The sequence below is a fragment of the Alkalicoccus luteus genome (assembly GCF_052061695.1).
Lineage (GTDB): Bacteria > Bacillota > Bacilli > Bacillales > Salisediminibacteriaceae > Alkalicoccus > Alkalicoccus luteus.
Genome location: NZ_JBPZEY010000011.1, coordinates 33,001 through 50,997, shown reverse-complemented (window position 1 = coordinate 50,997; position 17,997 = coordinate 33,001). Strand labels below are relative to the sequence as shown.

At 48.4% G+C, this 17,997-nt stretch carries 21 protein-coding genes and 1 riboswitch; of the genes, 14 read left to right on the top strand and 7 right to left on the bottom strand.

Going from position 1 to position 17,997, the window contains the following annotated elements:
- Positions 1-87 precede the first annotated feature (87 nt).
- The 8 genes from ACSZLD_RS14040 (at position 88) to ACSZLD_RS14005 (ending at position 9,680) form a co-directional block, all read left to right on the top strand.
- Complete coding sequence (locus ACSZLD_RS14040; RefSeq protein ID WP_377907715.1) at positions 88-1,137, top strand: SIR2 family NAD-dependent protein deacylase; 1,050 nt, start codon at positions 88-90, stop codon at positions 1,135-1,137.
- Positions 1,138-1,273: 136 nt separating this feature from the next.
- Complete coding sequence (locus ACSZLD_RS14035; protein ID WP_377907716.1) at positions 1,274-2,869, top strand: L-lactate permease; 1,596 nt, start codon at positions 1,274-1,276, stop codon at positions 2,867-2,869.
- 136 nt (positions 2,870-3,005) lie between these two features.
- Positions 3,006-3,446, top strand: a complete 441-nt coding sequence (locus tag ACSZLD_RS14030) for an Rrf2 family transcriptional regulator (protein ID WP_444685552.1) — start codon at positions 3,006-3,008, stop codon at positions 3,444-3,446.
- Between the two features lie 11 nt (positions 3,447-3,457).
- On the top strand, positions 3,458-4,309 hold the full coding sequence (locus ACSZLD_RS14025; protein WP_444685551.1) for an MBL fold metallo-hydrolase: 852 nt from the start codon (positions 3,458-3,460) through the stop codon (positions 4,307-4,309).
- Positions 4,310-4,485: 176 nt separating this feature from the next.
- A riboswitch (cobalamin riboswitch) is annotated at positions 4,486-4,667 on the top strand.
- A 169-nt stretch (positions 4,668-4,836) separates the two neighbouring features.
- The gene (locus ACSZLD_RS14020) at positions 4,837-7,095 is read left to right on the top strand and encodes a ribonucleoside-diphosphate reductase subunit alpha (RefSeq protein ID WP_444685550.1); all 2,259 of its coding nucleotides are present in this window, start codon (positions 4,837-4,839) and stop codon (positions 7,093-7,095) included.
- 37 nt (positions 7,096-7,132) lie between these two features.
- Positions 7,133-8,167 (top strand): ribonucleotide-diphosphate reductase subunit beta, encoded by a 1,035-nt coding sequence (locus ACSZLD_RS14015; protein ID WP_444685549.1) that lies wholly within the window; start codon positions 7,133-7,135, stop codon positions 8,165-8,167.
- On the top strand, positions 8,164-8,646 hold the full coding sequence (locus tag ACSZLD_RS14010) for a flavodoxin domain-containing protein (protein ID WP_377907721.1): 483 nt from the start codon (positions 8,164-8,166) through the stop codon (positions 8,644-8,646). Before ACSZLD_RS14015 ends, ACSZLD_RS14010 begins: the two co-directional genes overlap by 4 nt.
- Positions 8,647-8,693: 47 nt before the next feature.
- Complete coding sequence (locus ACSZLD_RS14005; RefSeq protein ID WP_444685548.1) at positions 8,694-9,680, top strand: oxidoreductase; 987 nt, start codon at positions 8,694-8,696, stop codon at positions 9,678-9,680.
- 201 nt (positions 9,681-9,881) lie between these two features.
- On the opposite strand, the gene ACSZLD_RS14000 is transcribed toward ACSZLD_RS14005, so the two are convergent.
- The 3 genes from ACSZLD_RS14000 to ACSZLD_RS13990 form a co-directional block, all read right to left on the bottom strand.
- Positions 9,882-10,415 carry a hypothetical protein gene (locus tag ACSZLD_RS14000; protein ID WP_377907723.1) on the bottom strand — a complete coding sequence of 178 codons (534 nt, stop codon included), beginning with the start codon at positions 10,413-10,415 and terminating at the stop codon, positions 9,882-9,884.
- 210 nt (positions 10,416-10,625) lie between these two features.
- Entirely contained in the window at positions 10,626-11,006 is a 381-nt protein-coding gene (locus ACSZLD_RS13995; RefSeq protein WP_444685547.1) for a VOC family protein, read from the bottom strand.
- Between the two features lie 128 nt (positions 11,007-11,134).
- The gene (locus ACSZLD_RS13990) at positions 11,135-11,413 is read right to left on the bottom strand and encodes a hypothetical protein (RefSeq protein ID WP_377907725.1); all 279 of its coding nucleotides are present in this window, start codon (positions 11,411-11,413) and stop codon (positions 11,135-11,137) included.
- Between the two features lie 160 nt (positions 11,414-11,573).
- Between ACSZLD_RS13990 and ACSZLD_RS13985 the strand changes: the two genes are divergently transcribed.
- Both ACSZLD_RS13985 and ACSZLD_RS13980 read left to right on the top strand, forming a co-directional pair.
- Positions 11,574-12,263 (top strand): YjjG family noncanonical pyrimidine nucleotidase, encoded by a 690-nt coding sequence (locus ACSZLD_RS13985; RefSeq protein WP_444685546.1) that lies wholly within the window; start codon positions 11,574-11,576, stop codon positions 12,261-12,263.
- Positions 12,264-12,329: 66 nt separating this feature from the next.
- Entirely contained in the window at positions 12,330-12,617 is a 288-nt protein-coding gene (locus tag ACSZLD_RS13980; protein ID WP_440898569.1) for a hypothetical protein, read from the top strand.
- A gap of 174 nt (positions 12,618-12,791) precedes the next feature.
- Here the strand turns inward: ACSZLD_RS13980 and ACSZLD_RS13975 are convergent, their stop codons facing one another.
- Entirely contained in the window at positions 12,792-13,775 is a 984-nt protein-coding gene (locus tag ACSZLD_RS13975; RefSeq protein WP_444685545.1) for a Gfo/Idh/MocA family protein, read from the bottom strand.
- Positions 13,776-13,960: 185 nt separating this feature from the next.
- On the opposite strand from ACSZLD_RS13975, the gene ACSZLD_RS13970 reads away from it, so the two are divergent.
- Complete coding sequence (locus ACSZLD_RS13970; RefSeq protein WP_444685544.1) at positions 13,961-14,305, top strand: hypothetical protein; 345 nt, start codon at positions 13,961-13,963, stop codon at positions 14,303-14,305.
- 184 nt (positions 14,306-14,489) lie between these two features.
- Here ACSZLD_RS13970 and ACSZLD_RS13965 read toward each other — a convergent pair whose 3' ends face one another.
- Positions 14,490-14,672 carry a hypothetical protein gene (locus ACSZLD_RS13965; protein ID WP_377907729.1) on the bottom strand — a complete coding sequence of 61 codons (183 nt, stop codon included), beginning with the start codon at positions 14,670-14,672 and terminating at the stop codon, positions 14,490-14,492.
- Positions 14,673-14,779: 107 nt separating this feature from the next.
- Here ACSZLD_RS13965 and ACSZLD_RS13960 point away from each other — a divergent pair, with 107 nt between their 5' ends.
- Positions 14,780-15,478, top strand: coding sequence for a YwaF family protein (locus ACSZLD_RS13960; RefSeq protein WP_377907730.1), 699 nt, complete (start codon positions 14,780-14,782; stop codon positions 15,476-15,478).
- Positions 15,479-15,529: 51 nt separating this feature from the next.
- Complete coding sequence (locus tag ACSZLD_RS13955; RefSeq protein WP_444685543.1) at positions 15,530-15,997, top strand: hypothetical protein; 468 nt, start codon at positions 15,530-15,532, stop codon at positions 15,995-15,997.
- A gap of 95 nt (positions 15,998-16,092) precedes the next feature.
- Here the strand turns inward: ACSZLD_RS13955 and ACSZLD_RS13950 are convergent, their stop codons facing one another.
- Positions 16,093-16,581: a hypothetical protein gene (locus ACSZLD_RS13950; protein ID WP_444685542.1), complete on the bottom strand. Its 489-nt coding sequence runs from the start codon at positions 16,579-16,581 to the stop codon at positions 16,093-16,095.
- A gap of 86 nt (positions 16,582-16,667) precedes the next feature.
- Positions 16,668-16,940 carry a hypothetical protein gene (locus tag ACSZLD_RS13945; RefSeq protein WP_377907733.1) on the bottom strand — a complete coding sequence of 91 codons (273 nt, stop codon included), beginning with the start codon at positions 16,938-16,940 and terminating at the stop codon, positions 16,668-16,670.
- Between the two features lie 177 nt (positions 16,941-17,117).
- On the opposite strand from ACSZLD_RS13945, the gene ACSZLD_RS13940 reads away from it, so the two are divergent.
- Positions 17,118-17,957 (top strand): pirin family protein, encoded by an 840-nt coding sequence (locus ACSZLD_RS13940; RefSeq protein ID WP_377907734.1) that lies wholly within the window; start codon positions 17,118-17,120, stop codon positions 17,955-17,957.
- The last annotated feature ends 40 nt before the right edge of the window (positions 17,958-17,997 follow it).

Sequence of the window (17,997 nt, the reverse complement as noted above, 5' to 3'; positions counted from 1 at the left end):
GTATAGATTACCACTTGCATCAGACAAATGGATGGCCAAGTCGAGGTAGCTTTTGAAACGGCCTCGCATCAGCCGGGAGGTCTTCGTATGAGAAATGCTGAAGAATGGACGACCCTGCTCTCGATCGGCACAGAGGGGGGAACAATCGAACTCAAAGGGGCAGAGCGGTACGATGGCTGGTGGGACTTCCGCCTGCGTACAGATGAATCATCAGAGGGCGTCACGTATCATACAGCGCAGGGAGCAAAAGAAGACGGCTTAAAGCTGCTGGATGGAATCGCCTGGATGTCACTTTATCCTCTCTACGTGAGCCCGGAAGCAGCAGGAGCAGTTGAAAAGAAAGTGCTTCACCATAAATACAGAAATGAGTCATCGTTTATGGCTTGGCTTGAAGCCTGCTATCCGGAAGCGGAGCGAAAAGCAGCGCTGCTTGCTAACTGGCTGCTGACGGCCGAGCGAACAGTATTGTTCACCGGAGCAGGAATGAGCACTGAATCGAACCTGCCTGACTTTCGTTCTAAAGAAGGATGGTGGAGACGGGTCGATCCGCGAACCGTCGCCACTCCGGAAGCGATGAATCAGGATTATCCGTTGTTTAAGGATTTCTATGCAGCCAGGATGGCATCTTTAGAAGCGGCTGTGCCGCACGCTGGCTACTATGTCATTTCATCATGGGAGAGCCGGGGCATGGTGCAAGCTGTCGCCACGCAGAACGTAGACGGGCTTCATCGTAAAGCGGGCAGCCAAAGGGTGTATGAGCTTCATGGCAGGCTGCAGGCGGTCCGGTGCTCGCGATGTGATGAAGAGGCTGGTGAAGCAGATTTCCGCAAAGGCAGACCGTGTCAGATTTGCGGCGGAAAGCTGCGTCCAGGGGTAGTACTCTTTGGCGAGATCCTCCCCGAAAAAGATTGGGATGAAGCCCTTTTAGCTGTACAGAAAGCAGATCTTGTCGTCACAATAGGCACCAGTCTGGAAGTGTATCCGGCCAATCAATTGCCGTTGATGTCAAAAGGGCGGTCCGTTTATATTAATGCCGACTACAGCGGAACAGCATCCGATTTCGACTTAGTGCTGGAAGGACGGGCAGGAGAGGTGCTTCAGGAGGTAGACCGGCTGCTGAAAAGCGTGCAGTTATGATTTTGTTCATAAATTCACAAAGTCGACACGTTTTTTTGCTAGCTTTCATTTTTCCAAGACTGATTTCACGGTATAATGGAATCAGTCCTTACATAAATCTATTTATGTGAAATGTTGAACAAGGAGGGCGTCGGCAATGCTCATGCTTACAGCATTAAGTGCAATTATTCTTCCTTTTCTTTTTCTGGTAGTTCTGCGCCTTCCTGCGAGAAAAGGTATGCTTTACAGTGCCGTGCTGTTTATCATACTTTCGGCAGTCGTCTGGCAGATGGAGCTTCTCGTGCTTTCAGCTTCCATTTTGGAAGGGCTGCATCAGGCGGTCACGATCTTATTCATTCTGCTTGGCGCTATCGTGCTGTTGAATACACTAAAACGGACAGGGGCCGTCGTTCGTATTAATCAGGGATTCCGGCGTGTCTCAGGAGATATGCGCGTCCAGGCTGTATTAACTGCCTTTCTATTCGGCAGTCTGATTGAGGGGGCGGCAGGGTTCGGCACTCCGGCTGCTGTTACAGGTCCGCTGCTCGTCGCCCTCGGTTTTGCCCCGATGGCAGCGGCTTCGCTCGCACTCATTGCAGATAGTACGGCTGTTTCATTTGGAGCCGTAGGAACGCCTGTTATCGTCGGCCTCGGCGGTGTGCCGGGAGCCGATTCAGCATTGTTCCAGGACACAGCGATCCGGATTACGGCAATGGATCTTGGAGCTGGGACCTTTATTCCGCTGCTGCTCATATTCGTGCTTACGTTTTTTGCCGATAAAAAACATGCCTGGAAGGATACGCGGGAGATGGCTCCCTGGGCACTGCTGACAGGGATGACATACACCGGATCTGCTCTTCTGTATGCCGTTTTATTCGGACCTGAGTTCGTTGCGATCCTGGCTTCTTTGACAGCGCTGGCTGTCGCAGCAGCTACGGCAAGCGCCGGTATTTTTATGCCGGAAAAAGAGTGGAAGAAAGCGCTGGAACCTAAAGCGGTGCAGGAAGAGGAAGCACCGAATATGTCGCTTTTTGCAGCATGGAGCCCATACTTTATCGTCATCGGCCTGCTTTTGCTGACAAGAATAGTAGAACCAATCCAGGAATTTGCTCAAACGGCGGTCGATTTGTCATGGACAACGATTCTCGGTGTTGAAACCGCCACTTCTACTTGGCAGGTGCTTTACTCACCAGGTGCAGTTTTACTTCTTGCAGCGGTGCTGTCTGTATTCGTGCAGCGGAAAAAACTGCGAGTCGTCGGAGAAGCCGTAATGGATTCGAGGAAGATGGTAGGCGGAGCCGCACTGGCTTTGTTCCCGACGCTTGCGTTAGTGAACGTGTTTATTAATTCCGGTGTTAATGCCGGAAATCTCGTATCAATGCCGGAACACATTGCTGTGATGCTCGCATCAGGCCTCGGAAGCGTCTGGCATCTTGCAGCGCCGTTTCTTGGACTTTTGGGATCGTTTATTACAGGCAGTGCAATGGTATCAGGCTTGACCTTCGCGCCAATTCAGACATCTGTTGCGTCGGCAGCAGGGCTTGATCAGACGCTGGTTCTCGCTCAGCAGACTGCGGGTGCAGCTGCAGGGAACATGATCTGCGTGCATAACGTCGTCGCAGCTGCGGCGGTGGTCGGGCTTGCAGATAAGGAAGGCGATATCATCAGAAGAACGGTCGTTCCTGCGCTTGGCTACGCGGCGCTGATCGGAATTGCGGGAACGATTCTCGCCGGCCTGACCGGCCTGTTTTAACGGTCATGCTTCGGACTATGCTTTCGAGCGGGTTCATATGCTACACTGATAGAAAGACATGGTGCTGCTTTGACAGGATACTGTTGAAGCAGCATTTACTTATGAAACAGCAGCAGGAAATGGAAGGGGAACCGCCATGCATTTAACTCAATATACCGATTTTTCACTCCGGGTGCTTATGTACACTGCAGTTCAGCCATCTGGAAAGCTGTCGCAAATCAAGGACATATCAGAGGCTTACGGCATTTCCAAAAACCATCTTATGAAGGTTGTGTATCGACTCGGTAAGCTCGGCTACATAGAGACAATCCGTGGCAGGAACGGCGGTATCCGACTTGCACGTGAACCGCAGAATATAAATATTGGCGAAGTTGTCAGACATACCGAAGACAATTTTCATTTGGTGGAATGTTTTAACAGTGAAACGAACACGTGCCCAATTACACCGGCATGCAAGCTTCAGTTTGCTCTTTCTGATGCGCTGACAGCCTACTTGGATGTGCTGGATCAGTATACGCTGGAGGATATCACCGATAACAGGGATGCACTTGCAGTCTTATTGAAGCAGCCGGACTAGGAGGAATTTTCATGCAGGAATTAAAGAAGCTCTCGGAGCGATTTTATTATCTCACACCGGTCGAAGAAACAGACAGGCCCATTCTTGGCGCAGTAGTCGGGGATAATCTGACGCTGCTGATCGACGCCGGAAACTCAGAAGCACACGTGCGTCTGTTTTTAGACGAATTAACACGAAGCGGTGTTCCTGCCCCTTCACTGGCTGTTCTGACCCACTGGCACTGGGACCATGTTTTCGGGGCGTCGGCGTTAAACCGAACGCCTGTTATCAGCACAGAGGCGACGAAAACAGAGCTGCAGCGTTTGTCGTCCTATTCATGGGAGGATGAAGCACTCGACGAGCGGGTCAAGACCGGAGAAGAGATTCGTTTCTGTGCAGAAGCGATAAAAAAAGAATTTCCAGCTGAACGTTTTATACGTATCCATATGCCGGAGATAACGTTTAACGATGAGCTGGTACTTGACCTCGGCGGAATCACTTGCCGGCTCGTTCATGCTGGCGGCAACCACGCGTCTGATCATTTGATTGTTCACCTTGCAGAGGAAGATATTTTGTTTGCAGGAGATATTACTGCTCCGAACTTATATGCATCATCCTGGCACTATACGCCAGACGAAACAAAGCAGCTTGTAAAAAAGCTGAAGCCTTTTGCTTCAGCCTGGAACGTCATATCACACTGGAAGCCCTTGTCGAAAGAACTGTTTATCGAGGAGCTGGAGCTGCTGGAGAAAACAGCCTCGTTAAGCGCTCGTGCAGGCGATGAAGCAGAACTGAAAAACTTGCTGATGGACGAATACGGAAAACCGTTGTCAGAAGAAGAGAGTCTTGCAGCGCAATATTTCATGAACGGAAAAAAGCTTTAGATGAACAACGAAACCTGCATCTTTTGACAAAAAAAGAAATATGGTCAGCTGAAGGCGGTCTACCAGTATGTCGTTGAAAATGATTTGCTATTCTGCAAGTTTCATGTTGCAAATAGCTGGGAATAGAGGTAGCATAATCAATATATTGAGTGTATAAGCAAGTAGACATCTAAATATAGCGTGCAGAAACGTACAGGTACCGCAAAAGCGGTTTAATAGGGAATCCGGTTAAAAGCCGGAGCTGTCCCCGCAACTGTAACTGCTGACGAGCAGCCGATCACCCACTGTTTTTTAACGGGAAGGGAGGCTGTAAGGATGAAGCAGAAGCCAGGAGACCTGCCGTACGTTTCAGACGTTTCTTTTCTTCGGGGATTGAGAAAGGGAATGGTGCAGCGCCGTTATGCCGGGCGTCTGTGCTGTTTCCTTTTTCGTGTCTCTTCCTCCGAAGAGGCACTTTTTTGGTTCTGCTGATTTGTGCTGCATCATTCAATATAGTGAATCATGTAGAAGAAAAGGGAGGCATTTCAATGAAATCTGCACTACAATCACGGATTCAGCTCACGATCAACGAGCTGGAAAACAACTACAAACTTGATTTATCGGAACTGAAACAGCAGGTCGAATCGAAACAGGAGGAGGAAGCGTTTGATCATGCGCTGCATACCTCCCTTAACAAGATCGCCATGGACCAGCCGGATTATACATTTGCAGCAGCCCGGTTTTACTTAACGCGACTTTATGAGCAGGCAGAGGCTCAGCGCGGTTATAAGGCTTACAGCGGGTTTTATGAACTGCTGCAGGTACTGACGGATAAGGGAATTTACAGCTCCTCGCTGCTGCAGTCGTATTCAAAAGCAGAAATTGAAAAATTAGAAACAATAATAGAGCCGGACCGGGATCATTCATTTACATTTATCGGACTGTTTTTGCTCGCAGACCGGTATCTGGCAAGAGATCATGATAAGCAGGTGTGGGAGCTTCCACAGGAACGGTGGCTCGTAATCGCAATGGCCCTGATGCAAGATGAGCCAGCCAGTAAACGGATTATGCTCGTAGAAGAGGCATACTGGGCGCTGTCTAACCTCTACATGACGGTAGCGACGCCTACGTTAGCAAATGCAGGGAAAAGCTACGGGCAACTCTCCTCCTGCTTTATCGACACCGTCTCGGATTCGCTGGACGGCATTTACTTAAACAATTGGGATACGGCAAGACTCAGTAAGGATGGCGGAGGAATCGGCGTTTATTTTGGCAAGGTGAGAGCGCTTGGTTCGGACATTAAAGGCTTTAAAGAGACCTCTTCAGGTGTTATTCCCTGGATCAGGCTGCTTAATGATACTGCTGTAAGCGTCGACCAGCTTGGCCAGCGGCAGGGGGCTGTTGCAGTTTATTTAGATATTTTCCACAAGGATATTATGAGCGGGTTTTTGGACTTGAAGACAAACAATGGAGATGAGCGCAGAAAAGCGCACGATATATTTACGGGCGTCAGTATTCCTGATCACTTTATGAGAATGCTGGAAGAAACAGATGAAGCCGGACGCAGCAGTGGAGAGTGGTCGGTATTTTGTCCGCATCAGGTGAAGACCATCATGGGATGGAAGGATGAGAACGGCAATTCGCTCGGTCTGGAGGATTTCTATGATGAAACGGACCACCTTGCGTTTACTGAAAAATACAAGGAAGCCTGCGCGCATCCGATGCTTCCGCGGAAGACGTACCGTGCGATGGATATCATGAAACGCATCATGATCGCTCAGCTGGAAACTGGAACGCCCTATATGTTCTATCGGGATGAAGTGAACAGAGGCAACCCGAACAAAAAGGCAATGGGCCGTACCTCGATATTCTGCAGCAACCTTTGTACCGAAATCGCCCAAAATATGTCCGCCTCAGAAATCACTGATGAATATGTGGCGGAAGACGGAAGTATCGTGATCGTGCGAAAGCCGGGTGAATTCGTCGTCTGCAATCTCTCCTCTATCAACCTGGCTGCAGCCTGCAGAGATGATGTGATTGAGCGGACGGTAGCTATACAGGTAAGAATGCTCGATAATGTTATTAATTTAAATACGCTTTCTGTCGGCCAGGCACAGGAGACGAATAAAAAATACCGGGCCGTCGGTCTCGGAACATTTGGCTGGCACCACGTACTTGCTGTGAACCATATTGACTGGGAATCAGAGAACGCGGTAGCTTTCGCGGATGACCTGTATGAACGGATTGCGTTTGCCGCTGTTCAGGCAAGTGCAGCGCTCGCAGAGGAGAAAGGAGCTTATCCTGCTTTTCGGCACTCAGAGTGGGAAAATGGCCGGTACTTTGAGCGGCGGGGCTATACGTCAGACCGCTGGCTGCAGCTGAAGCAGAAAACAGCTGAGACAGGAATTCGAAACGGCTGGCTGATGGCGGTCGCCCCAAATTCATCAACGGCAAAAATTGCCGGTTCGACAGATGGCATTGATCCTGTTTATGCACTGGAGTACGCGGAAGAAAAGAAAAATTTCAAGCTCAAGGTTACACCGCCGGACCTTACGCATCATACGTACCCATATTACAACAGGGCCAGGCATGAGCTGGATCAGCACTGGAGCATCCGCCAAAACGCAGCGCGTCAGCGCCATGTCGATCAGGGAATCAGCTTTAACTTGTATGTCCGCCACGATATTCACGCAAAAGACCTGCTGCAGCTGCACATGGAGGCTTGGCGTCAAGGGCTGAAAACGACCTATTATGTGCGCAGCACGTCCCAGGGAGAAATTGAAGAATGCGAAAGCTGTCACTCCTGATTGCAGGAGGCAGCAAAACGAAAGGATGGAGCATACGATGACATTGACAAAAATGAAGCTGCTTGAGCCGGATCACGCGAATAAATCGACCGGCATTATAAACGGACGAGCTTCCGGCATTTTAAACTGGAACGATATCGCCTATCCGCAAATGTACGATATGTACCACGTTTTACTGTCTAACTTCTGGAAAGCGCAGGAGATTAACATGCAGGACGATATTAAACAGTGGGAAGCCTTGTCTGACGCAGAAAAGGAGATTTTTTTAAAGGTCAATACGCAGCTGGCTTCACTCGACAGTCTGCAGACACCAACGATGTCGATGGTGCTTGATTATGTAAGCGATCCGAGCTTTAAAGCAGTATTTGCCGTGATCGCGCAGCAGGAAGCCGTGCACAATGAATCGTACTCTTATGTCCTGAGTTCTCTCGTTTCCACCGATGAACAAACAAAAGCATTTGATGACGCAAAAAATGATCCGCTCGTCCGAAAGCGAAATGCCCTTATTCTGGATTCCTATGAACGTTTCAGGAAGAACCCCTCACCTCAGCGTTTATTGGAGCTGTGTATTAACTCTGTCAATCTGGAAGGAATTTATTTTTATGCTGGATTTGCATTTTTTTATCACCTCGCCCGCAATCAAAAAATGGTCAAAACGAGTACGATGATCAGCTACATTCAGCGTGATGAAATGCAGCATGCCTATTTCATTTCCCAATTTATCCGAATTCTGATGGCTGAAAACGAAGAGCTTCGGACAGAGGAAAACGAAGCATTTATTTATGACACGATCGCTAAGGCGGTTGAGCTTGAAAAAGAGTGGGCCGCTGTCCTTTTGAAGGACATAAAAGGCATTGATACGAATGAATATGAAGCATATGTGGAATACCTCGCAGATAAGCGGTTCAGGCAGCTCGGTCTTTCCAACCTGTATCATCGTTCAGAAAACCCAATGCCGTGGATTCAAGTATTCAGTGACGACATGATGAATGAAACAAAATCAGATTTCTTTGAGCAGAAATCCAGAGCCTATACAAAAGTAACGGAGCAAAACGGGTTTGATGAGCTGTGATCGCGGTTCTTGTTCAATCGATGTCGGGGAATACGGATGAGCTTGCAGATTTAATTATTCAAAAGCTTCATGAGCGAGGCTGGTATGCAGAAAAAACGGCCGTTCGTGATCTGCCGGATGAATTGGATTTGCACCAAATCGAGGGGATTCTGTTCGGGACGTATACGTGGGGAAACGGCGAGATTCCCCGTCACATGAAGCCTGCACTGGATCGGATCAAATCACAGGATTTAACTGCAACGCCATGCGGCATATTTGGAACAGGTGATTCGTTCTATCCACATTTCTGCGGTGCGGTGGATCGGCTTCGTTCCTTATTGAAGCTAGTAACCGGGGCAGAGCCTCCTGTTCTGAAAGTGGAGCTGCTGCCCCAGCCTGATGACGAAGAGCGGATTGCTTCCTTCGTTCAGGCATACATGGAACATGTTGAATCGGTAAAGCAGTCACATTTTCAAAAACGGCAGGAATTGACGCGATGAAAGCGAATACACTGTAGAGAAACCAAAATCTGCAGAGGAGGCTCATCATGTCAGAACAGTTTTATGCGTTTCAGACTGAAGGAGAGGGAACGGGGTCACTGATTCAGCGGAATAAAGAAGACCTTCCTCAAGGAGAAGTACTGATTAAGGTTCATTATTCAGGTGTGAATTATAAAGACGGGCTTGCGCTCCATAAAAAAGCGAAAATTGCAAAGGACTATCCGATGGTACCTGGGATCGATCTGGCGGGAACCGTTGAGCATTCGGAATCTCCCGATTTCAGTAAAGGCCAACGGGTGATTTGCACGAGCTATGATCTCGGCACTGCCCACGACGGGGGCTACAGCCAGTTCGCGAGGGTGCCGGCTGCCTGGGTTGTGCCTCTTCCGGAAAACCTGTCTCTGCGTGAATCAATGATTATCGGCACTGCCGGTTTTACTGCAGCTTTGTCGATTCATCGTCTGGAACAAAATGGCCTGACCTCTGAAGATAAGCCGATACTGGTTACGGGAGCTTCAGGAGGTGTCGGCTCCATGGCTGTTGATATGCTGGCGGGAAGAGGCTACCATGTTACAGCGAGTACAGGACGTCTTGAAGAAGAAGCTTATTTGAAAAAGCTCGGTGCAGCAGAAGTGATTGATCGGGAGGAGGTCACTCCTGAGAAGATCCGGCCTCTCGATAAACAAAAGTGGGCAGCAGCAGTAGATCCGACAGGAGGAAGCGTACTCGCGGCTATTTTAAGCAGCGTGAAGCAGCATGGAAGCGTTGCTGTATCTGGGCTTACGGCCGGGGTAGAAGTACCGACGACGGTGATGCCCTTCATTTTGAGAGGCGTGGATTTGCTTGGAATTGACTCAGCATACTGCCCGATGCCGCTTCGTAAAGAAGTCTGGTCCAGATGTGCTGGCAGCTTGAAGCCGTCCCATATGGAAGAAACAGCGACAGAGATCGGACTTGACGGGATTCAGCAGGCTCTTCACGATATTCTTAAAAGCAAAATCAGAGGCCGCGTGATTATCGACGTACAAAGGTAAGTGCTCCCTTTGCGTGTAGTGGCCAGCCGCATGCTATCGAAACAGCAAACGTAACGCCGGAGGTCTGGATGCGACCTCCGGCGTTACGTTCTGCGTTCCATCGAGAAGCGCGTTCCATTCAGGACTTTATTATAGGTGTTAAAAGCATCTTAACGTGCCGTAAAGTCCGGTCGTAGCGTCCACCTGGAAAGCTTGGACGCATTACGTAGGTTGCCGGCCTCCCTGGCTCTTTCTTGAGCGGAACAGATCCTGAAGCTGATCTTTTATCTGAAGCGACTGATTCTCAAGCTCTCGCAGCCGGGAAGTATTCACCCGGGGCTCGCGCCCGGTTTCCTGATGCTTCATGTCATCAATCAAGTAGAGGAAGAAGCCGTTTAAAAGCGGAATCCACCAGCCATTTAAATGATAATCGACGCTGTGTTCCTCCGGTTTAATGCTTGAGAGCGTAACGGTAGCAACCTTGATGCCGTCATCCTGGCCGAACTTGCCGTCAGCACCGCGTAAGTGCACATAAATATTCACGTAGTTGGACAGCGGAAAACGAAAAACAAGCAAAATATCGCGTGAGGCCTCATAAAAGACATAACGTCCCATTGAACCCGCACCGCCTAAAATGTCAGTCGCATCCATAAACGAATCCCGTTCCTGTACGGCCTTAATGATGTAAGGAGAATCTGTGATGCGGAATTCCGGAATCTGCCAAGTCTGATACGTACGGTAAAACAGTCCAAACATTTGATCATCATTCCTCCCTGCAGCCCGCGGAGGCTGAGAAGCAGGTTACAGTCATAGCAGCTTAGAAAGAGTAGGTGGTAGACCTCTGCAAGGCATGATTTCAGTTTACGTACAGTTTACCATACCCGGTTTAAGGCCTGTATCAATCTGCTTATTAAAAAATAGCTCTAAGGAAAGGGGCTCTTCCCTATCCATAGAGCTATTTGCCCGTCAGAGGGAAGGGTCTTCGGTAACTTCCAGCAGTTCGACCCTGTTGCCAAACGGATCACGGAATTCGAAGCGTTCCATTCCGGGGACAGGGACCGATTCTTCCGGCACAAGGCCTTGTGCTCGAAGTGTTTCTTTCCAAGCTTCCAAGCCGGTTACTTCATAAGCAAGATGTGCTTTCGTTGTGCTTCTTGCATCCCCGTCTTCTGTACCTACGTGAACCTGCAGGTTTCCGGCGTGAAGCCAAAACCCGCCTCTGCCTTTTAGAGCTTCCGGTTTTTCCATTTCCTCTAAGCCAAGCAATTCACAGTAAAACTGCCGGCCTTCTTGTTCACGTCCTTTAGGGATCGTAATTTGAGCATGGTGCAATCCTTGAATCTGCATCGATTGAATTCCTCCTCATCGTGGTAACGTTTGAACAGCCAGTGGCGTTAAAACAAGGGGCATACACTTTTCTTTTCTGGGCATGCTTCATCAAGCGTTATTTCCTCTCAAATGAGGAAAAAAGGGTACTATTGCTGGGCAGGAGTTCCTTGAAACATCCAAGCAAGATAGAATGCGATGATGATATACGCGGTTGGAAGCATCGTAACGACGATCCCCCACGTTCTCATACGCGGCTTTGTCTGCCAGATGATCCCTGTGATCCATATTGCAGCAAGCAGGAAATAATACCATCTGGAGGGTATGAGCCGGGATTCTTCAAATGCAGCTCCGCTCATCCAAATCACAAATACAAAGACAACAGCACCCGTCAGGATATTGCTGATATAACGGAGCAATCGAATCATAGGCGGCCTCCTGATTCATTCGGATATCGAATGATACATCCTTTATTCTAATGCAATTGGCAATAAACGGATATAGCGAACGTGAAACGGCAATTCTCAAAGAGAACCTAACATGCGTATGGTATACTAAACGAAAATCAAATGCTGCAGGGGGAACAGGATGAGAACGATGTTATTCGATTTGGATGATACGCTGCTCGATTTTAAACGATCAGCTGAGCAGTCGCTTCATCAGGTTTTTCACGCATATGGATTACCGTTTAATCAGGACGTTCGTGATTACTATCAGAAAACGAATCGTTCCTTATGGGAGCAATATGAACAAGGAAAAGTAAAAAAAGAGTATGTGATTACCGAGCGGTTCAACCGAACCTTCGCTGCCTTTGGGAAAAAAGGATCCGGGGAACGGGCAGACCGGATGTTCCGTCAGGGGCTGGAAGAACATGTATACTTAGTCGACGGTGCCGAACAAATACTGGATTATCTGTCGTATCATGCAGTGATCTGTGCGGTGACAAACGGGATAGGCGATACACAGAGGCGCAGGCTTAAAAAAGCAGGCCTCATAGACCAGTTTGATCAGCTTTTCATATCCGGTGATATTGGCAGTGCGAAACCGTCCAATCATTTCTTTGATCACGTTTTTGCAGTACTCGATCAGCCAGACCGCAGTCAGACTGCTATCATCGGCGACAGCCTGGCAGCCGACATTGAAGGTGGCTTTCGTGCGGGAATAAAGACGGTCTGGTTTAATCCGGAGCATCATAAGGTTCCTCACAACGCAGATGCAGAGATTCATCGGCTTCAGGAGCTGGAAAAGCTCGACTTCACTGTACAGAAACCTATGTAAAAACAGGCTTTCAGACTGTTGAAGAAGTCTTTCAACTTACATGTGTAAGCGAAATGACTCTGCTTGTTGAAGAACAACGTCATAACAGGCGGACGCGACTGCTTTTTTTCCATTTATCATGAATTCGATGAAGGCCTGGCATCCCTATTTAACTTCGAAACGTCTCATGGGAAGCTCTATCCGTATGGAAGCCGATCGTGCCTTCATAACCAGGCTCGTGAAACGTATGATCAGCTGCCGGCATCGAAGGATCTCGGCTCAGAACGAGGCGAAGATCCGGCGGACAGCAGGAGGGAAAGCCGAGCTCGTTCCCTTCAGGAAGCGAAATTCCGCAGCTACAGGCAGATGCAATGATATTCACTTTAATTGACTTTATCCACGCTCTGGAAGCCCGGACTGATTACAGGTCCGGGCTTTCCTGCTTTTGACTATGTTTCGTTTGAAACACAGAATGGAGGAGGATGAAAAAACAGATTGATTGAATGGTCCCTATGCAGCACACGTCCGGCCAAGAAACCGTGTTGATGATCAGCCTTGTTCTTGAGATGCATATACTGCTTCAATCACCTTCATGTTGTTATGTGTACTCTCCGGTGTGTAGACCGGCTCCGTACCATCGAGCAGACACTGGGAAAAATGCTCCACCTGGAGGGTGAACTGATTGCCTGCAAACGATCTGCGCTCTATTTCCTTACCATTTTCATCTTTTATGATGACCAGGCCTTCGCCGTTATCTGGATTCTGATCCGGGCGGAACGCATAGGGGACTTCTATCCGGCCTTTCGTTCCGGACACTTCATACCGGTTCAAAGCAGACTCGTTAAAGCTGCAGTCGATAACGGCATCAATTTCCGGAAACGTTAGAATCGCAGAGGTAGAAATATCTACTCCTGTTTCACTCTGCCTGCGCCCTGTACCGACAACCGCCTCCGGCTCCTGATCGATAATGTGCCGGCAGGCATGTACGCAGTAACAGCCAACATCATAAAGGCTGCCGCCGCCTAAGGAAGAATTCAGCCGAATGTTCGAGCTGGTCAGATCCAACGGGAATGAAAAGGAGGCACGCATTTTTTGAATCGTACCGATCGTCCCTATAGCGATCTGTTCCTTTACATAGCTGTGCTGCGGATGAAACTGATACATAAATCCTTCCATCCACGTCATACCGGTTTCTTTTCCTGCCTCACGGATCTCACGGATATCGTCAGAAGTAACGGCTGCAGGTTTTTCTACCAGCACATGCTTGCCGTGATGCATGGCTTTTATGACCCATTCCTTATGAAGGGCATTTGGGAGGGGAATATAGACAGCGTCTACTTCAGGATCATTCAGAAGCGCTTCGTAGGAATCATGATGGACTGCGGCTCCCCATTCTGCGGCTGTAGCAGCAGCTTTGCCGCTTCCGCTTGCAACGGCGTATAGCATTGCATTTCCGGCCTCTTTAATAGCCGGAACCATCTGCTTGCGTGCAATTCCTGCTGTACTGAGTATTCCCCATTTGATTTGCTGCATCGTTGATTCCTCCTTTAAGAGTTAACTGCATCATCCTAGACCAATTCCATACGAACGTCCGGATTCCTGCAAGATTTGTCTATTTTAGACTAAATGGAATGGGTGAGAGTCAGAAGTACGGTTTGAAGCTTGTGAGGGCTGGGAATAGGTTGGTACTTAACATGCTATTAGGGGAGGGGACTGCGATGATCAGGATGGCAGCTGTCACACTTTTGCTCAGCAGTCTGTTTCTGCCAGGGTGCCTGCATTCCTCAGTGCCTGAAGAACCTCCGCAGCTCTCTGGAACGGTTGTCGACCATCAGCATGGACAAGGGCGTATTCAAATACGTATCAATGATGAAGAAGACCAGCAGCTGGTATGGCTGATTGAACATTTGGATTCAGTCATCTTATCGTCAGAAGAAGAACCGCTTTCCATTTCTTCAATCCGAAGGGGCATGGAAGTAAACGTATGGATCATCGAGCGGGAAGAACTTGAAGGACAGCCGAGGGCTGTGATTGATACGATGATTGTTTACGACAGCAACTAAAAAGACAGAAATAAGCGTCTGCTTCATCCCTGTCTTCATGTCCAATTTATACATGTATAATGGCAGTAATCGGGTTAACGGCTGTCAGATAATCATATACAAAAATACGTGCATCTGCTAAGTCCACAGCTTGTAAAATGGCTTTTACAGCTGATCATTCGTCCAGCACCAGACAAAGTGCAGCTTATTTTAACAGCATTTTAACGGAAAAATCTTTATAAGCCTCTTTCAGTTCATCGTAAAAAACACGTGCAGACTGAAGATCACCTGCTGAAAGCTCCTCCAATGCCTGACCGTTTCTAGGATCCATAATGTGCTGAGTCTCACCTTCTGCATCGAGCACAATCAGGGAATATTGCTTATCCAAGAATGACCACTCCTTTCTAAGTTGACTTAAAGATAGGTAACTAGTACGACTATAACCGGCTTTTTGCGATTGTAAACGTCTGGATAGAAAAAACAGGAGGGATTCCAGTGTTTTTTGGCGGAGATGCTTCAGAAGCCCCGTTCACCATGTTCGACTGGCAGCATATATCCGCTCTGGCACTGCTTATCGGTGCCATCCTATTCGTGCGGTTAAATCAGAATCGTTCACCAAATAGAAGGCTGGAATGGACGGCCGCCCTGCTGCTTGCCGGAATGGAGGTCTGGTATCAGCTCTGGCTGCTGATGACCGAAAGGTGGGAAGTCCACCATGCCCTTCCACTTGAACTGAGCAACATCATGGTTATATGTACAATTATCCTCCTGCTCACAAGAAATCAATTCGTCTTTGAAGTAGTATTTATGGCTGGAATTGCGAGTGCTTTAATGGCCTTTTTAACACCGGTGCTCTCGTTTGGACTGCCTCACGCCCGTTTTTTTCATTTTTTCCTGACACATGGTGCCGTCATCATAACAGGCTTTTACTTTCTCTGGGTGCACCGCTATTCTCTTTCATTCCGCTCCGTCTGGCTGACACTGCTGCTGCTTAATGTGCTTCTTCCATTTATATGGATCATTAACAGAGCAACTGGGGGGAACTACTGGTTTATTATGGACAGACCGGATGGTACCAGCCTGCTTGATTTATTCGGAGGACAGCCGTGGCACATTATCGGCATGGAAGCAACAGCAGCTGCAGCTTTCCTGCTCTTGTGGATGCTGTTTGGAGACTGGCGTAAAAAGCCTTAACCGTGATAAGGTAACGAAGGATGTTTAATTGATGCAGGGGGGAAGAATGGAATGATGTTGAAAAGCAGGCGCCTGTATTTAATCCTGTCCGGTGGATTGATCGGTGCTGCCGCTGTGGCGCTGCTTCTGATTCATACAGGGGGAGTATACCCTGGAACGGTGCAGTATGAAGAGCAGGGAGAGGAAGTACAGTTTGAGCAAGGTGTTTTTCAGCCGGAGCGGTTCACCATAAATACAGCAAATGCAGATGAAACGAGTGAATTCCTGACCGTTCTGGCGATGGCGCAGGCTGATGAGCTGGAAAGAGCAGCCGGGTCAAGTGTGGTATTGCTTGCAGCAGCAGGTGCTGCTGTTTTATACGCCCTTCGAATGAACAGTGAGACGAGGGGCAGGCGAACCATAGCTGTCATCCTCATTCTTGCTGCGGTGTTTATTATGCTGTATGTGTTCGTCAGCTACCCGACGATGATGGAGGCTCCAGCCGAAACGCTTGAGCTGTTGGAGACAGAAACGTCATAAAACAGATTCTGGACAACCACGAACCTGTCAAAAAAGACCCGGTCCCTTTCATAAGAGGGGGCCGGGTCTTTTTTTGTTGTCAAGTACAGGAGCGCTTACTCTTCAGGTACGTGTGGTTCGATTTCGGATTCACCGTCCATCGTATCCTGATCCATTAAATACAAATAAGGACGGTCAGGCTCGTCGTCAAACACAACTTCGAACATGAAGATCGGATGCGTCTCTACTTGGCTTCTATTCATTTCCCATTCCCTTTCCGGATATTCCTCTTCCAAATGGGAGGAAAGAGCAGCCTCCCGCTCCGGCAGCTCCGTATAAATCAGCTGGTACGGACGAACAAGCCAAAAGGTTACGCCTACAAGAATGACAGCAAAAAAGAGCGTGATGGAGATGCCTGTCACAAGCTTTAAACGGCGTGGGATGAATATCGCTAGTGCTAAAAACATGGCGGCAAGTGCTGCGGTTGCAATAGCCATGACTGTTTCGACAGGGTGTGCATAGTCTGCTATGTAAGTCTGATAAAAAATAATCGATGTGATCAGAGCAGCCGCAAATAAGATAGCAGCTGTAACGGTTAATTTCATCTTGTCAGCTCCTTCATAAAAAACGTGCAGATTGGCGGCAAGCCACAAAAAATACCGGAATAAAAACTTCTTCCGGCGAAGACGAATTACATATAGGACGCGTAATAAAAAATGAGGGCAGTCCATAAAAGAGGTAAAGCATTAATCATGGCAGCGCGGCGCGGATGCTCCAGTGACTTCCATGCATAAACGGCGCACAATCCTGCTACAACAGGGAAGAGGGTAGTCAGGCTAAAAAACATGACGTTCCATAAGTGAAAGCCAGCATCAAGCGTCATAAGTGCAATAAGCCAAACAATCACCCAAGCGGGAATTGCTGCCCCGTACAGCAGCTGAAGTGAAATCAAATATATTTTCACATCCACTGAACCTCCTGCGATGGATTCACACGCTTTTTATTAGTATAGCACGAAATGGAGAAGCGTCACTATATGCTCACAAGGAAGGTGAAAATCAATAGGCTTACTTTTTGTAAGTTGAAGATAGATGTGGTATAAAGGTAAAACAGTGATGTTAAAGAAAGGAGCCGTTCATCGATGAATTTACGAACAGTGAAAGATTTTTGGCACGTGCAATATCGAAATCCGGGACTTCCGCATATGCAGCAAGGATTCGTGCTGCCACCGGAGAAAATGACGGAAGTAGATCCGTTTTTATTAATGGCAGAAGACTGGTTTAAACGCGGAGTATTCTCCGATCATCCTCACCGGGGATTTCAAACGATCACCTACGTCATAGACGGAAGACTGGAGCATAGTGACAATGCAGGAGGTTACTCCATTCTGGATGCTGGCGACGTACAGTATATGAATGCAGGTGGTGCAGCGAGACATGCTGAGGAAGCATACAACGATGATTTAATTCATACGCTGCAGCTGTGGCTGAACCTTCCGAAACAAGAGAAGTTTTCGGACACTTTTTATCAAAACATTCGTCTTGAAGACGCACCGCTCGTCGATATCCAGGGCGGACATTTGCGTATTTACAGTGGAGAATTTAACGGCGTAAAAGGGCCGGCTGAAAGCGTGTATCCATTTCGAATGGCAGAGCTTTATCTGGAAGAGGGCGCGGAATACACGATCCCATTTCCCGGAGACGAATTTGTGTTCAGCTACGTGCTGGCTGGCTCCGTGAAGGCTGGAGAGTCTGAAGCGCAGATGGAGCGCTCCGGCACAGCGGTTTATGAAACGCCTGGGGAAGGTGAAACGGGGGTGCGCATAAAGGCAGCTTCAAGAATGCGAATGCTGTTTTACTCTGGTAAACCAATTCAGGAGCCGGTAGCTGCAGGCGGTCCATTCGTTATGAATACAGAAGAAGAGCTCGAGCAGGCGATGATGGATTATAGGCAGGGAAAATTCGGACCTTCGTCTCAATAGATAAGTGATTGAAAATTCTGAAAACGGGTATAGGTGGTTA

What these genes read in the sequence shown, in the direction of transcription:
- ACSZLD_RS14015 (WP_444685549.1), top strand. Translation starts at nt 7,133, where the DNA reads ATGACATTGACAAAAATGAAGCTGCTTGAGCCGGATCACGCGAATAAA.
- ACSZLD_RS13950 (WP_444685542.1), bottom strand. Translation starts at nt 16,581, where the DNA reads ATGAAATTAACCGTTACAGCTGCTATCTTATTTGCGGCTGCTCTGATC.
- ACSZLD_RS14035 (WP_377907716.1), top strand. Translation starts at nt 1,274, where the DNA reads ATGCTCATGCTTACAGCATTAAGTGCAATTATTCTTCCTTTTCTTTTT.
- ACSZLD_RS13940 (WP_377907734.1), top strand. Translation starts at nt 17,118, where the DNA reads ATGAATTTACGAACAGTGAAAGATTTTTGGCACGTGCAATATCGAAAT.
- ACSZLD_RS13995 (WP_444685547.1), bottom strand. Translation starts at nt 11,006, where the DNA reads ATGCAGATTCAAGGATTGCACCATGCTCAAATTACGATCCCTAAAGGA.
- ACSZLD_RS13985 (WP_444685546.1), top strand. Translation starts at nt 11,574, where the DNA reads ATGAGAACGATGTTATTCGATTTGGATGATACGCTGCTCGATTTTAAA.
- ACSZLD_RS14040 (WP_377907715.1), top strand. Translation starts at nt 88, where the DNA reads ATGAGAAATGCTGAAGAATGGACGACCCTGCTCTCGATCGGCACAGAG.
- ACSZLD_RS13975 (WP_444685545.1), bottom strand. Translation starts at nt 13,775, where the DNA reads ATGCAGCAAATCAAATGGGGAATACTCAGTACAGCAGGAATTGCACGC.
- ACSZLD_RS14000 (WP_377907723.1), bottom strand. Translation starts at nt 10,415, where the DNA reads ATGTTTGGACTGTTTTACCGTACGTATCAGACTTGGCAGATTCCGGAA.
- ACSZLD_RS14020 (WP_444685550.1), top strand. Translation starts at nt 4,837, where the DNA reads ATGAAATCTGCACTACAATCACGGATTCAGCTCACGATCAACGAGCTG.
- ACSZLD_RS13955 (WP_444685543.1), top strand. Translation starts at nt 15,530, where the DNA reads ATGATGTTGAAAAGCAGGCGCCTGTATTTAATCCTGTCCGGTGGATTG.
- ACSZLD_RS13970 (WP_444685544.1), top strand. Translation starts at nt 13,961, where the DNA reads ATGATCAGGATGGCAGCTGTCACACTTTTGCTCAGCAGTCTGTTTCTG.
- ACSZLD_RS13990 (WP_377907725.1), bottom strand. Translation starts at nt 11,413, where the DNA reads ATGATTCGATTGCTCCGTTATATCAGCAATATCCTGACGGGTGCTGTT.
- ACSZLD_RS14005 (WP_444685548.1), top strand. Translation starts at nt 8,694, where the DNA reads ATGTCAGAACAGTTTTATGCGTTTCAGACTGAAGGAGAGGGAACGGGG.
- ACSZLD_RS14025 (WP_444685551.1), top strand. Translation starts at nt 3,458, where the DNA reads ATGCAGGAATTAAAGAAGCTCTCGGAGCGATTTTATTATCTCACACCG.
- ACSZLD_RS14030 (WP_444685552.1), top strand. Translation starts at nt 3,006, where the DNA reads ATGCATTTAACTCAATATACCGATTTTTCACTCCGGGTGCTTATGTAC.